General features: G+C 69.7%; 14 protein-coding genes. 13 read left to right on the forward strand and 1 reads right to left on the reverse strand.

Annotated elements, in window-relative coordinates:
* Nucleotides 1-48: 48 nt before the first annotated feature.
* The 10 genes from ACFZDC_RS28445 to pqqE all read left to right on the forward strand — a co-directional run bounded on the left by ACFZDC_RS28445 (nt 49) and on the right by pqqE (nt 9,844).
* On the forward strand, nt 49-591 hold the full coding sequence (locus ACFZDC_RS28445; RefSeq protein WP_391328499.1) for a DUF488 family protein: 543 nt from the start codon (nt 49-51) through the stop codon (nt 589-591).
* Between the two features lie 332 nt (nt 592-923).
* Nucleotides 924-2,318, forward strand: coding sequence for a LytTR family transcriptional regulator DNA-binding domain-containing protein (locus ACFZDC_RS28450; RefSeq protein WP_391328368.1), 1,395 nt, complete (start codon nt 924-926; stop codon nt 2,316-2,318).
* A gap of 95 nt (nt 2,319-2,413) precedes the next feature.
* Nucleotides 2,414-4,597, forward strand: a complete 2,184-nt coding sequence (gene katG, locus ACFZDC_RS28455) for a catalase/peroxidase HPI (protein ID WP_391328502.1) — start codon at nt 2,414-2,416, stop codon at nt 4,595-4,597.
* Nucleotides 4,598-4,994: 397 nt separating this feature from the next.
* Complete coding sequence (locus ACFZDC_RS28460) at nt 4,995-5,459, forward strand: MSMEG_3727 family PQQ-associated protein (RefSeq protein WP_391328370.1); 465 nt, start codon at nt 4,995-4,997, stop codon at nt 5,457-5,459.
* Between the two features lie 16 nt (nt 5,460-5,475).
* Nucleotides 5,476-7,179, forward strand: coding sequence for a PQQ-dependent dehydrogenase, methanol/ethanol family (locus tag ACFZDC_RS28465; RefSeq protein ID WP_391328372.1), 1,704 nt, complete (start codon nt 5,476-5,478; stop codon nt 7,177-7,179).
* A gap of 45 nt (nt 7,180-7,224) precedes the next feature.
* A complete protein-coding gene (gene pqqA, locus ACFZDC_RS28470) occupies nt 7,225-7,320 on the forward strand; it encodes a pyrroloquinoline quinone precursor peptide PqqA (RefSeq protein WP_391328374.1) in 96 nt (31 codons plus the stop codon).
* 94 nt (nt 7,321-7,414) lie between these two features.
* Nucleotides 7,415-7,549: a hypothetical protein gene (locus tag ACFZDC_RS28475; protein ID WP_391328376.1), complete on the forward strand. Its 135-nt coding sequence runs from the start codon at nt 7,415-7,417 to the stop codon at nt 7,547-7,549.
* A gap of 135 nt (nt 7,550-7,684) precedes the next feature.
* Nucleotides 7,685-8,383 carry a pyrroloquinoline-quinone synthase PqqC gene (gene pqqC / locus ACFZDC_RS28480; RefSeq protein WP_391328378.1) on the forward strand — a complete coding sequence of 233 codons (699 nt, stop codon included), beginning with the start codon at nt 7,685-7,687 and terminating at the stop codon, nt 8,381-8,383.
* A 5-nt stretch (nt 8,384-8,388) separates the two neighbouring features.
* Nucleotides 8,389-8,718, forward strand: coding sequence for a pyrroloquinoline quinone biosynthesis peptide chaperone PqqD (pqqD, locus tag ACFZDC_RS28485; protein WP_391328380.1), 330 nt, complete (start codon nt 8,389-8,391; stop codon nt 8,716-8,718).
* Nucleotides 8,711-9,844, forward strand: a complete 1,134-nt coding sequence (pqqE, locus tag ACFZDC_RS28490) for a pyrroloquinoline quinone biosynthesis protein PqqE (protein WP_391328382.1) — start codon at nt 8,711-8,713, stop codon at nt 9,842-9,844. The genes pqqD and pqqE overlap by 8 nt, the downstream gene beginning before the upstream one ends.
* A 36-nt stretch (nt 9,845-9,880) precedes the next feature.
* Here pqqE and ACFZDC_RS28495 read toward each other — a convergent pair whose 3' ends face one another.
* Nucleotides 9,881-10,420, reverse strand: a complete 540-nt coding sequence (locus ACFZDC_RS28495; protein ID WP_391328384.1) for a manganese efflux pump — start codon at nt 10,418-10,420, stop codon at nt 9,881-9,883.
* Nucleotides 10,421-10,827: 407 nt separating this feature from the next.
* Here ACFZDC_RS28495 and ACFZDC_RS28500 point away from each other — a divergent pair, with 407 nt between their 5' ends.
* The 3 genes from ACFZDC_RS28500 (at nt 10,828) to ACFZDC_RS28510 (ending at nt 13,813) form a co-directional block, all read left to right on the forward strand.
* Nucleotides 10,828-11,247, forward strand: coding sequence for a GNAT family N-acetyltransferase (locus ACFZDC_RS28500; protein ID WP_391328386.1), 420 nt, complete (start codon nt 10,828-10,830; stop codon nt 11,245-11,247).
* A gap of 200 nt (nt 11,248-11,447) precedes the next feature.
* Nucleotides 11,448-12,803 carry a CNNM domain-containing protein gene (locus tag ACFZDC_RS28505; RefSeq protein ID WP_391328388.1) on the forward strand — a complete coding sequence of 452 codons (1,356 nt, stop codon included), beginning with the start codon at nt 11,448-11,450 and terminating at the stop codon, nt 12,801-12,803.
* Nucleotides 12,800-13,813 (forward strand): CNNM domain-containing protein, encoded by a 1,014-nt coding sequence (locus ACFZDC_RS28510; protein ID WP_391328390.1) that lies wholly within the window; start codon nt 12,800-12,802, stop codon nt 13,811-13,813. Before ACFZDC_RS28505 ends, ACFZDC_RS28510 begins: the two co-directional genes overlap by 4 nt.
* Nucleotides 13,814-13,817: the final 4 nt, after the last annotated feature.

The following is a 13,817-nucleotide window of genomic DNA, read 5'->3' on the forward strand; positions in this document are numbered from 1 at the left end:
CCACGAGACGGTGGCGCCCTGCTGAGAACGAAGGCCCGCGTGAGTGACATGCAACTGCTCAGTTTCGGCCACGGCACTGCCGACGCCATGGAGATGACGCGGCTGCTGCAGGGCGCCGGCGTACGCAGGCTGGTCGACGTGCGGACGGCGCCGGGCAGCCGGCACAATCCCGATGCCAACCGGGACGCGATGGCACAGTGGCTGCCGCAGGCCGGCATCGCCTACCGGTGGGACAAGCGGCTCGGCGGCTGGCGGAAGGCCCGCCCCGACACACCCGACACCGCGCTGCGCAACCGTGCTTTCGCCGGGTACGCCGCCCACATGCGCTCATCGGAGTTTCTCTCCGCAATCGACGAATTGCTCACCGAGGCGTCCGGAGACCGCACCGCGGTCATGTGCGCGGAAACCCTGTGGTGGCGCTGCCATCGCAAGATGATCGCCGATTTCCTGGTCCTCTCCCTCGAGGTGCGGATCCTTCATCTGATGCACGACGGCACACTGCACCGGCATCTCCCGAGTCCTGAGGCGCGTCTGCTGCCCGAACGCGGCCTGCTCGTCTACGACGCGGGCCAATGTCCCCTCCCGGAGTGAACCCGGGCGCCGCGGGCGCACACCACGGTCAATCGGAGGCTTCGCGCTGCTCACGGAAGGTCCAGGGGCAGCCCCGGGTCGGGCACACGACACGGAGCGGGACGTGCGCTGCCCGACAACGCTATCTAGGGTGGGGAGTGCGGGGGTGCAGGTGTGCCGCAGCCTGGAACGCGGGTGTGTGACGCAGCCTGGAACGAGTGACGAAGCTGGAAGCAGGACGACGCGCAACGCAGTGCCCAGTCCGCCGAGGCCGACCGCGACGAGCGGCGACCGGCGCCGGACCGTGCGCACGCCGTCGGGCGTTGGGGATGGACCAAGGGCGGTTCTGAACCATGAGGGATGTACATCGGCTCGAGCCCATCTCGGCGAACCTGGGCAGCGGCACCGTGCTCGCGGCGTGGGAACGGTTCGTGCAGGGCGACGATCAAGTTCCTGGTGTCCGGCCCCTGGTGGCGATCTCTTGGCATCGCTGCCGAGAGCAGTACCGGGTCGACCCTCACCTCACGCGGGCCCCGGTAGCCGTCGCGGAGCTCGACCATACTCCCGAGCACGATGTCGTCTTCGCTGAGCTGGGCTTTCGTGCCGCCTCCGTGGCACATGAAGTGGGCAGCCTCGGTGGCGTCGTCACCGTCGCCGATGCCACTGGCCGGATCCTGGCCGAGTGGGGTGACCAGGCCACGCTCGCCAGAGCGGGCGATTCCAATCTGGCGCCCTGGTTCTGCTGGTCCGAGTGCGCGGTCGGCACGAACGGCATGGGCACGGCGCTCGAGGCGTACGGCCCGGTACCGATCAGGGGCGCGGAGCACTGGTGCCAGGCGTTCCACAACTGGGTCTGCGCGGGCATCGCGGTGCGTGACGTGGTGACCAGGGAACCGATCGCGGTCCTGAACATCTGCTGCTGGCGCAGCGGGCTTCCTGCGGACGCGGCAAGCTGGCTGGCGAACGCGGTCACCGCGATCCAGTACAAGCTGAGGAGGCGCGCCCGGGACAGCGGCACCGAGCTGGTCGCGGCCTACACACAGGCCAGGGCACACTCCGGTGCCGCGCTCGCCGCGGTGGACGCTGCGGGCAAGGTGGTGATCGCCGACGACATGGCAAGCGTGCTCCTGGGCGTCCCGGCATCCACCCCGGCGGTCGACCCGACGCTGCGATGGAACCCCGGGTTGCCGGAATTCATCGCAGCCGCCCGGTATGCCATCAGGCAGGCAGCCCACAATCCCGACTGGGTCGGCTCGACGCAGATCTTCGTCCACCTCGCCGAGGAGCCGACATCGATCAGCATCCGCCCCGTCTTCTCGTCCGGACACGTGATCGGGAACATGGTCTCGTTCGGTGTCTCCGACGGGGCGCAGTTGCCCAAGGCGGAGAGGCCCGCGCACCCTGGGGAGCAGCCGCGCCGGCTGGTCGCGATGCGCGGCAACCGGATGGTGCTGCTGCGGCCGGCGGAAGTCTCCTTCGCTGAATCGCAGGGGAACGAAGTGTGGCTCTCCACCGATCAGGGGCGGTTGCGGGCCGCCTCGGGGAGCCTGGACAAGCTCGACAGTGAGCTGGCGGATGTCGGCTTCCTGCGGGTGCACCGCCGGTATGTGGTCAACCTCGGCCGCATCCGGGAGATCGAGCGCGGGCTCAAGGGTGAGCTGTCTCTGGTCATGGACGACCGGACGAACGAGATGGTGCACGTTTCCCGGCGGAACGCGCCGGCGGTGCGTCGCGCGCTGGGCTTCTGAGGACCCCAGGACGACCTATGTTCCAGGAAAGAAATCCCGTGTCGGACAGTCCGGACGCCGTGGCCGGCGGGACGAACGCCGGGGGCGCGGGCGGCCTGGGCCTGTCTGTCCCGGCCGGGCACCGCAGTCAGCCGACCGGGGGCGCGGGCAACCGCGACTGGTGGCCGAACCAGCTCAACCTGACGATCCTCCGGAAACACCCCGCCATGGCCGACCCCATGGGCGAGGATTTCGACTACGCCGCGGAGTTCCGGACGCTCGACCTCGACGCCGTGGCGCGGGACGTCGACGAGGTGCTGACGACGTCGCAGGACTGGTGGCCGGCCGACTTCGGCCACTACGGGCCGCTCGTGATCCGGATGGTGTGGCACGGCGCCGGAACGTACCGCATCGACGACGGCCGCGGGGGCGCGGGCGCCGGCATGCAGCGGTTCGGGCCGCTGAACAGCTGGCCGGACAATCGCAACCTCGACAAGGCGCGCCGGCTGCTCTGGCCGGTGAAGAAGAAGTACGGCCGCAAGATCTCCTGGGCCGATCTGATGGTCTTCGCGGGCAACCGCGCGTTGGAGACGATGGGCTTCACGACCTTCGGCTTCGCCGGCGGCCGGGCGGACGTCTGGGAGTCCGACGAGGACACCTACTGGGGTCCCGAGCACGTCTGGCTCGGCGACGAGCGCCACGGCGGCGTCCGGGAGCTGGAGAACCCTCTGGCCGCCGTTCAGATGGGCCTCATCTACGTCAACCCCGAGGGACCGAACACCGTCCCTGACCCGCTCACTGCCGCCCGGGACATCCGCGAGACGTTCCGGCGCATGGGGATGAACGACGAGGAGACCGTCGCGCTGATCGCGGGCGGCCACACGTTCGGCAAGACCCACGGCGCGGCCGACCCGGAGGCCCACCTCGGCCCCGAGCCCGAGGGCGCCCCCCTCGAGGAGCAGGGCCTGGGCTGGAAGAGCAGCTACGGCACCGGAAAGGGCCCGGACGCCATCTCCAGCGGGCTCGAGGGTACGTGGACACCCACCCCGACGAGATGGGACAACAGCTTCTTCGAGACCCTGTTCGGCTACGAGTGGGACCTGGAGCTGAGCCCCGCCGGTCTGTGGCAGTGGGTCCCGAGAGACGGCGCCGGGGCCGGCACCGTGCCGGACGCCCACGACCCGTCGACGACCCACGCCCCGACGATTCTCACCACGGACCTCGCGCTGCGGTTGGACCCGGTCTACGAGCCGATCTCGCGGCGCTTCCTGGAGCACCCGGACCAGCTCGCGGATGCGTTCGCACGGGTCTGGTTCAAGCTGACGCATCTCGACATGGGCCCGATCCAGCGCTACCTCGGACCACTGGTCCCCCGGGAGACGCTGCGCTGGCAGGACCCGATCCCCACCGTGGACCACGAGCTGGTCGGGCCGGCGGACATCGCCGCGCTCAAGAGCCGGATCCTCGCCTCCGGGCTCTCGGTCTCCCAGCTCGTCTCGACCGCGTGGGCGTCGGCCTCGACGTTCCGAGTCAGCGACAAGCGTGGCGGGGCGAACGGCGCGCGCATCCGCCTCGAGCCGCAGCGGGGCTGGGAGGTCAACGACCCCGAGACGCTGGCACAGGTGCTGCGCACCTTGGCGGGGGTCCAGGAGTCCTTCAACCGTTCCCGGACCGGGGGCAAGAAGATCTCACTGGCCGACCTCATCGTGCTCGGCGGAGCCGCCGCCGTCGAGCAGGCCGCCAAGGCCGCCGGCCACGACGTCCGGGTCCCCTTCGCTGCGGGACGCACGGACGCCACGCAGGAGTGGACCGACGTGGCCTCCTTCGCCCCGCTCGAGCCGACCGCGGACGGGTTCCGCAACTACCGCGGCAAGGGCAACCGGCTGCCGTCGGAGCATCTGCTGGTCGACCGCGCGAACCTGCTGAACCTGAGCGCGCCCGAGATGACCGTCCTCGTGGGTGGTCTGCGGGTACTGGGCGCCAACTACCAGCAGTCGCCGCTGGGCGTCCTCACCTCGGCACCCGGGTCGCTGACCAACGACTTCTTCGTGAATCTGCTCGACCCGGGCACGGAGTGGAGGCCGACCTCCGCGACCGCGGAGACCTTCGAGGGGCGCGACCGCACGACCGGCGAGCTCAGGTGGACCGGCAGCCGCGTCGACCTCGTCTTCGGATCGAACTCCGAGCTGCGTGCCGTCGCTGAGGTCTACGCGAGCGACGACGCACGGGAGAAGTTCGTGCAGGACTTTGTCGCCGCGTGGGACAAGGTCATGAACCTCGATCGGTATGACCTGGCTTGATCTCCATCGGGGCCAGATGTCGGCAGAGGCGTCGCGACCGGTCGGGGCGGTTTGAATCGGAGGCGATTGATCGGGTCTGCTGCCGGCCCCGGCGCGACGCGGTGCAGTGCGGCCCGGCTCCTCCCAACGGTGGAATATCGGGTACGAACGGTGGCTGGTCGCGGACGAACGGCATGAACCGGCCCGAACCGGCGCTCACCTTGTCGGTGTGATTCGTCCGGCGTAGCGTGCTTATTGAGTACCAATTCCTGCCACCCTTTTCGGTGTGATTCATCCGGCGTGGCGCGCTCCTCGAGTGCCCATTGCGGTCGGGCAACGCGCGACGCGAAAAAGAAATTTCGACAGCGCTGCCGATGCGGAATGAATACACATTCGGAATGAGGGGAGTGAAGCCCCGATGACGACCGCAGCGCATGAGCGAGCCGACCTGCTGGACAAGATCGGGCTTGCCGCACAGAACAAAGCCACGCTGGGACAGGTGCTGTGTACCGGAAGTGTCGGGCAGGCCACCGAGGGATCGGAAGGCCACATGCAGGCCACCATTCGTATCAACCCGGATGAGCTGGCCTGGGATCCCTCTATTCTGGTCATGCCCCATGGAGGCGATCTCGATCTCGAGCTCGTCAATGACGACATGAACACGCACTGCGCGCTCCTGCCGAGCAATGGCGACCGGAAGTTCATCTGGTTGGTGAACCATTCGCGAGGACGTGCGCACCTCAACCTCGACGGGCCTGGCTACTACTGGTTCAGCTCGCCCACGGGGAATGACGAGGGCCGGGGACTGACCGGGGCCATCGTCGTCCTGGGGGACGCTCCGCCGGAGGCCCGCCTCGACCGTCCCGAACAGCCGCGGCCGTAGGAACAAGGAGGAGCAGATGACCACCGTCGACTACGTGGACGCGGGAGAGGCTGTCGATCAGGGGAAACTGAGCGGCAAGGTCGCGGGCGGGGATGTCGCGCCGCCGGTAGTGGCCGGCGTCAACTACGAGCGCATACTCAATGCCCGCGAGGAACCCCAGAACTGGCTCACCTACTACGGCGCCTACAACGGGCAGCGGTACAGCCCGCTGGATCAGATCAACACGGAGAACGTCAAGCGCATGGTCCCCGCCTGGGTCTTCCAGGCCGGCACGACGGGCCTGATCGCGGGCGCGTCGACCTACTCGTTCGAGGCCGCCCCGATCGTCGTCGACGGGGTCATGTTCCTCTCCGGCTGGGACGGCTGGGTCTGGGCCCTCAACGCGAAGACGGGTGTGGAGATCTGGCGGTACAAGCATGCGGTCCCCTTCGACGTCTCCCTGTGCTGCGGGAACGTGAACCGTGGGGTCGCCGTGGCTCAGGGGAAGGTCTTCTTCGTCACGGCGAACGCTCGTGTGCTCGCGCTCGACGCCACCACCGGCAAGCGGGTCTGGGACAAGACCTACGGAGACGTCCGGGCCGGGGAGAGCGCCACGGTCGCCCCGCTGATCGTGAAGAACATGGTCATCGTCGGGAGTTCCGGCGGCGAGTTCGGCGTACGCGGCCACCTCGACGCGTTCGACCTCGAGACCGGCGAGCACCAGTGGCGTTGCTACACGGTGCCGAAGCCCGGGGAGCCCGGCTCGGAGACCTGGCCCGCCGACGGCGAGGCCTGGGCACGGGGCGGGGCGAACTGCTGGGTCACCGGCACCTTCGACCCGGAGACGAACCTGCTGTACGTGGGCACCGGCAACCCGGCGCCCGACTTCGACGGAGGCGTCCGCGAGGGGGACAACCTCTTCACCGACAGTGTCATCGCCGTCGATGTGGACAGTGGTCAGATCCGCTGGCACTACCAGTGCACCCCGCACGACCTGTGGGACTACGACAGCATCGCCGAGTGCATCCTGTTCGAGCACGAGGGGCGCAAACTGCTCGGGCACTTCGACAAGAACGGCTACTTCTTCGTCCTTGACCGCACGAACGGCGAGAGGGTCCAGATCACCCCCTTCGTGGACCGCATCACATGGGGGGCGATCACAAGGGACGGTCAGGTGACGGCCAAGGTGTACCCGGAAAAGGAGGGAGAACCGGTCCACTTCTACCCGGGTCCGGCCGGCGCCAAGGAATGGACGCACGCGGCCTACAGCCCGAAGACCGAGCTCTTCTACGTCCCGGTCCAGGACACCGGCGCCACGGCCACCCGGCGACGCCGGGAGTTCAAGGAGAGCATTCCCTACTGGGGCGCGGGCGTTCAGGTGGACATCGAGGACATGGCCGGGTCCATCAGCGCCTTCGACGCCACGGGCGAGGAGAAGTGGCGCTGGCGCAACGAACTCCCGATGTGCGCCTCGGTGCTGGCCACCGGCGGTGACCTGGTGTTCGCCGGTGAAGCCTCCGGGGAGTTCAACGCGCTCGACGCCCGCACCGGGGAGCAGTTGTGGCAGTTCCAGTGCGGAAGCGGCCACCACAGCAGCCCGACCACCTACATGGTCGACGGCAGGCAGTACATCGCCGTGCCGGTCGGCTGGGGCGGATGGGCCGAGGGATTCCTTCCCGGCATGCTCGGCGCGGGGCACGGAAGCGCCCTGATCGTCTTCGCGCTCCCGGAAACGTCGTAGCTGGTGACCGGAGCCTGCCGCAATCGGCAGTGAGGAGGTGAATCCATGGAGTCTCAGCTCGCTGTGTGGGAGACGCCCGAGTTCGATGAGATCAAGGTCGCGCCCGAGGTGACCATGTACGTCGCTCAGTTGGAGGAGTAGCGGACGTCGGGCGGCGCCGGCCTGGTCCGGCGCCCTCCGAGCGCGCGGGACGGCCAGGCCGGCCGGGCCGGCGACGGACGATCGAGGGGTGCGCATGCCCACTGGTCGACGGGGTCAGTGGGCCGACGACAAGATCGTACGGCTCGGCCTGGCCGCCAGGACGTCCGGGGAGATGGGCCGGCTGCCCGTCGACGGCCGGAGGGCAGCCCGGTGCGGCTCCCGTCGCTGAGCACGGGGCGGACGATGTTCGTGCGCATGGACGACACCGGCCCGACCCTCCCGGAGGACGCGCCCGACCGGCGCGTCCTGGAGGAGAGCGGTATGGAGGTGGCCATGGACAGCCTCGAGGTCCAGGTGTAGGGCCGTGACGACGACAACCACGAGAACCGGCGCCGACGGCTTCGTCGAAACGTTGCGGGCCCACTCGCGGCGGTACCACGACCAGCACCCGTTCCACGTCCGGATGAACGCCGGCCTGCTGAGCCGCCGGCAGATCCGGGGCTGGGTGGCCAACCGCTTCTACTACCAGGAGAACATCCCTCGCAAGGATGCCGCGATCCTCTCCAACTGCCCCGACCTCGCGGTCCGCCGCCGCTGGATCCGACGGATCGTCGACCACGACGGCACCGCCGCCGGCGAGGGCGGCATCGAGGCGTGGCTGCGTCTCGGCGAGGCCGCCGGGCTGACCCGCGAGGAGGTCCTGGACCACCGGCACCTGGTGCCCGGGGTGCGGTTCGCCGTCGACGCCTACGTGAACTTCACCCGGACCCGCCCGTGGGTGGAGGCGGTGGCTTCCTCGCTCACCGAGCTGTTCGCGCCCGACCTGATGGCGGCCCGGCTGGCCGCGTTCGAGCGCTGGTACCCGTGGATCGACCCCGAGGGCCTTGCGTACTTCCGCGTCCGCCTGGAGCAGGCCCCCCGCGACTGCGAGCACGCCCTCGAGGTGGTCACCGCAAACTGCCGCTCCGCCGAGTCGCAGGCGCGTGCCGTCGACGCGCTGTCGTTCAAGTGCGACGTCCTGTGGAGCCTGATGGACGCCATCGACCACGCCTATCCGGAGTGAGCACCATGGACGCGACCCAGACCGGAACGCCCCAGACCGGAACCAGGACCCGACCCGGCGTCGGGGTGTCCGGCTCGGACCGGCCCCGGTTGGCGCGCCATGTCCGGCTGACCTTCTGCCGGACCAGGCAGTGTCAGATCCTGCTGCAGCCCGAGACGGTGGTGGTTCTGAACGGCAGCGGCGCGGACATCCTCGAGCTGTGCGACGGGCGGCGCACCGTGGCCGAGATCGTGACCGAGCTGGGCACGCGCTACCAGACGGTCCCCGACGACGAGGTGCGGCAGTTCTTGACCCGGCTCGTCGCCCGACGCTGGTTGGAGCTCGCCGATGGATAGCCCGTTCGGCTTGCTCGCCGAGCTCACCTACCGCTGTCCGCTGGCCTGCGCGTACTGCTCCAACCCACTGAACATGGGTGACTACCAGGACGAGCTGGCCACCGACGAGTGGCGGCGCGTGCTGGTCGAGGCCGGCGAGATGGGGGTTCTGCAGTGCCACCTGTCCGGCGGGGAACCGCTGTTGCGCCGCGACCTGGTGGAGATCGTGGCGGACGCCCACGACCTGGGCCTCTACACCAACCTCGTGACCAGCGCGCTGGGGCTCTCACGTCCGAAGGCGGAGCAGCTGCGGGCCGCCGGCCTGGACCATGTGCAGATCAGCATCCAGGCCGACGAGCCGACCGCCTCCGACCGGATCGCCGGGTCCCCGTCCTTCCAACGCAAGATCGAGGCGATGGGCGTGGTCAAGGAGCTGGGCTGGCCGCTCACGATGAACGTGGTGCTGCACCGGCTCAACATCGACCGGGTCGCTGAAGTGCTCAAGCTGGCCGAGGAGGTGGGCGCCGACCGGGTGGAGCTGGCCAACACCCAGTACTACGGCTGGGCCTGGCGGAACCGTGACGCGCTGCTGCCGAGCCGGGCTCAGCTCGAGGCGGCCGAGGTCGTCGTGCGGGCCGCCCGCGAGCGGTTGCGGGACCGCATGGACGTCATCTACGTCATCCCCGACTACTACAGCCGCTACCCGAAGCCCTGCATGGGCGGTTGGGCGTCCCGGCAACTGACCGTGACGCCGAACGGCGATGTCCTGCCCTGCCCGGCCGCGCAGTCACTGCCGTTCCCGCGGGCCAGCGTGCGGGAGGACACGCTGGAGCGGATATGGGCCGAGTCCCCGGTGATGACCGCGTTCCGTGGGACGGACTGGATGCCGGAACCCTGCCGGAGCTGCGTCCGGCGGGAGCTGGACTACGGCGGGTGCCGCTGCCAGGCGTTCCAGCTCACTGGCGACGCCGCCCGCACCGACCCGGTCTGCCATCTGTCGCCCGATCACGACCTGGTCGCCCGGGCGGTCGAGGCCGCCAACGCCGACTCGCGGGCCGACGATTCCCCGCTGATCCCCCGCCCGCACCGGGCTCGCCGGCCGGCCCGCCTCCCGGGTGGAGCGGGCCGACCCGCTCCCGGTGAGTGAGTTGAGTGGGAGGGCCGGCGGGGTTGAGTGAGCGGCCTAGCCGCCGAACACCAACGGCAGCGCCGCGGCGGCGATGATCAGGGTGACCCCGCTCAGCAGGTCCGAGCGGATCCGGATGAGGCGCGCCGCGGCCCGCCCGAGCTGCAGCCCGATCAGCGACAACACCGCCGTCATGAGACCGAACACGGCGGCCGAGAGCCACGGGGAGAGCCCGAGCATCCCCAGGCTCGCCCCGGCGAACAGGTTGTCCAGGCTCAGCGTCAAGGGGATGCCGAACAGGGCCCACGGGTGGTCCAGCTCGTCCGGCTCGGGGTTCCGAAGGGCCGAAATCACGAGGTAGATCCCGTACCCACCGAGCGCGGCCGCGCCCAGCAAATCGGCGACGTTCCCGACGGACTCCCCGATCTGGCGACCGATCAGCAGCCCGACCAGGGGCATAATCGCGTCCCACAGGCCGAAGGTCAGCGCGACCTGTACCGCGCGCTTCAGCCCGAATGGGACGGTGCCAAGCGCGATCGACACCCGGAAATTGTCGAGGCTGAGTACAAATCCGAGGACCAGTACTTCCCAGATCATGGCGACGACCCCGCCCGATGACGTCCGACGTCGGCGGGAACGACCGCGCCTCGGCTAACATCCGCCATAGTCAAAGATGATATCTCAGATGGTCCGCGGGATAAACCCGGTATGTTGATTTTCGGCAGGTTCTCGACGCTGGTCGGATGTTGAAAAGGCGAACGACAATGGCGGGAATTCGGCCAAGGCGATCACCGGGCGGGAGCTTGCGAGTAATCAGCTGAGGCACGGCGCCAGGAAAGCCCATTCCGCATGCAAATCCGCAGCGCACGGTCACGCCGCACCGCACGGTCACGCTTCCGGGTAAAAGGGCGACGACGCGCGCGGCTCAAGGTCCACCGGACGCTCCATCCGGTCCGCGCGGAAACCGGTCGCCAGAAACGCCGGCGCTCTGCTTGGCTCGCCCCATGAGTGATCTGCGCATCCGCTGCGCCACCCTCTCGGACACCGACGCCGTGCTGCGGTTCTGGCGCGAAGCCGCGGAAGGAACGAGCATCAGCGACGACCATGACGGAGTGGCCCGACTCATCACACGAGACCCCGAAGCCCTGCTCCTCGCAGAGCGGGACAGTCTCCTTGTGGGAACCGTCATAGCCGGCTTCGACGGATGGCGATGCTCCGCCTACCGGCTGGCCGTACACCCGGACCACCGCCGGCAAGGCATCGCCACCGCCCTGCTGGAAGCGGCGGAACAGCGATTCGCGGCCCTGGGCGGGCGACGCGTCGACGCCATGGTCCTGGAAGCCAACGAACGAGCACACCGCACCTGGGCCGCGGCCGGCTACGGTCGCGAGGACCGTTGGCGGCGCTGGGTCAAGCCCCTGTAGCGCATGTTCGTGCCCCCTGGCCTGCCGGCCCCCGAGGACCTCACCGGCGAATCCCCAGGAATCTTTGCTCATCCTTTACCATCGAGGGAGCACTCGGCCCGCATGAAAGGTTGTGAGCGTCCGCCCATGGGCGATCCTCCCCGTCCGCGACACCGCGCGAACCACCCCGCCCTGTCCGACCATGGGACGGGGGTGACCCGATGACCGAAGTGCTGCTCCTTCTGGTGGCGATCCTGCTCTCGCTCGCCTGCGGCGCCTTCGTGGCGGCCGAGTTCTCGCTGACCACGGTCGAGCGCGGCGAGCTGGAGCGGGCCGCCCGACGCGGCGAGCGCGGCGCGTCGGGCGCCCTCAAGGCCGTACGGAACCTGACGTTCCAGCTCTCCGGCGCACAGCTCGGCATCACCGTCACCAACCTGGTGGTCGGCATGCTCGCCGAGCCGTCGATCGCCACGCTGCTCGCCGGGCCGTTCCGGGCGATGGGTCTTTCGCCCACCACGGCGAGTTCCGTCGCGCTGGTGCTGGGCACGGCGTTGTCGACGGTGTTCCTGATGGTCGTCGGCGAGCTGGTGCCGAAGAACTGGGCCATCTCCGCACCGCTGGCCGTGGCCAAGCGGGTGGGCAATCCGCAGCGCTGGTTCAGCGCCGCCTTCGGCCCCTTCATCACCCACCTGAACAACATGGCCAACCGTTGCGTGCGCCGCATCGGCATCGAGCCCGCCGAGGAGCTGGCGTCCGCGCGCGGGCCCCAGGAGCTGGCGGCCCTCGCCCGGCACTCCGCCAAGAAGGGCGCGCTGGAGGCGGACACCGCCGAGCTGTTCGTCCGGACGCTGAACCTGGCCGACCTCACCGCGGAGAACGTGATGACCCCGCGCGTCCAGGTCGTCGCCCTCGAAGCCCAGGCGACCTGCGAGGACGTGGCCAACGCGACCAGGGCGACGGGCCTGTCCCGGTTCCCCGTCTACCGCGGCAGCCTCGACTCGGTCGTCGGCATCGCCCACATCAAGGACGTCCTGGCCCTGCCCGCCGATGAGCGGCGCCACCGCTCCGTCACCCACGTGATGCGCGAGGTCCTGCTGGTGCCCGAGTCCCTCACCGTCGACCGGCTGCTGGACCGTCTCTCCGGCAAGCGCACCATGGCCGTCGTCATCGACGAGTACGGCGGTACGGCGGGTGTGGCAACGCTGGAGGACATCGTCGAGGAGGTCGTCGGCGAGGTCCGGGACGAACACGACCCGCACGAGACGCCCGACCTCGCCCCCGCCGGGGCCGACGAGCAGGGGCGCGCCCTGTACTCGGCGGACGGCGCCGCCCGCACCGACCAGCTCGCGCGCGTCGGTCTGCGGGTGCCCGAGGGGCCGTACGAGACCCTGGCCGGTCTCGTCGCCACCAAGCTGGGCCGCATACCCGCGGTCGGGGACACCGTCGAGGTGGCCGGCTGGCGGCTGGACGTGGTCGACGCCTCGGGGCGCCGGGCTGCCCGGGTGCTGCTGCACGCGCCGCTGGACGACGAGAAGGTCGCCGCGCAGGGCGACGGGACGACGGAGGGGGCGCGATGACCGCCGTACAGCTGCTCATCGGTCTGACGACGCTGGTCGTCAACGCCTTCTTCGTGGGCGCCGAGTTCGCGCTGATCTCGGTGCGCCGCTCGCAGGTCGAGCCGCTCGCCCAGAAGGGCGACCGGCGGGCCAAGAGCGTGCTGTGGGGCCTGGAGCACGTGTCCGCGCTGCTGGCCGCCGCCCAGCTGGGCATCACCTTGTGCACGCTGGTCCTCGGTGTGGTCGCCGAGCCGACGATCGCGCATCTGCTGGAGCCGGTGTTCCACGCGGTCGGCGTGTCCAAGGACGCGGGCCACGCCGTGTCCTTCGTGATCGCGCTGGCCCTGGCGACCTACCTGCACATGCTGCTGGGCGAGATGGTGCCGAAGAACATCGCGCTCGCCGAGCCGGTGCGCAGCGCGCTGCTGCTCGGCCCTCCGCTGGTCGCGCTGTCCCGGGCGCTGCGTCCGGTGATCTTCACGATCAACGCCTTCGCGAACGGGCTGCTGAAACTGCTCAGGGTGGAGGCCAAGGGCGAGGTCGCGGCGACCTTCACGGACACCGAACTCGCCGAGATCGTCAAGGACGCCAGCGAGGCGGGCCTGATCGACGACCGGGCGCAGGAACGGCTGCACGACGCCCTGGAACTGGGCAGCCGTCCGGTGCGCGACGTCGTGGTGCCGCTGGAGCGGGTGGTCTACGCGCGTGTGGGCGTCACCCCGGAACAGCTGGAGCGGCTGTCGGCCGCGTCGGGCTTCTCCCGCTTCCCGGTGGTCGACGAGGGCCGCCGGATCGTCGGCTACCTGCACGTCAAGGACGCGCTGGACGCCACGCCCCGGGACGTGCCGTTCCGGCTGCGCGACATGCGGCCCATCCCGCGCGTGCGCGAGAGCACCCCGCTGGACGACGTGCTCACCGCGATGCGCGGCAGCCGTACACACCTCGCGGCCGTGCTCGGCGCCGACGGGCGGCTGGCCGGCCTGGTGACCATGGAGGACGTGCTGCGGGAGCTGTTCGGCCAGCCCGCGTGAGGCT

Source organism: Streptomyces sp. NPDC007905 (genome assembly GCF_042959345.1).
Lineage (GTDB): Bacteria > Actinomycetota > Actinomycetes > Streptomycetales > Streptomycetaceae > Streptomyces.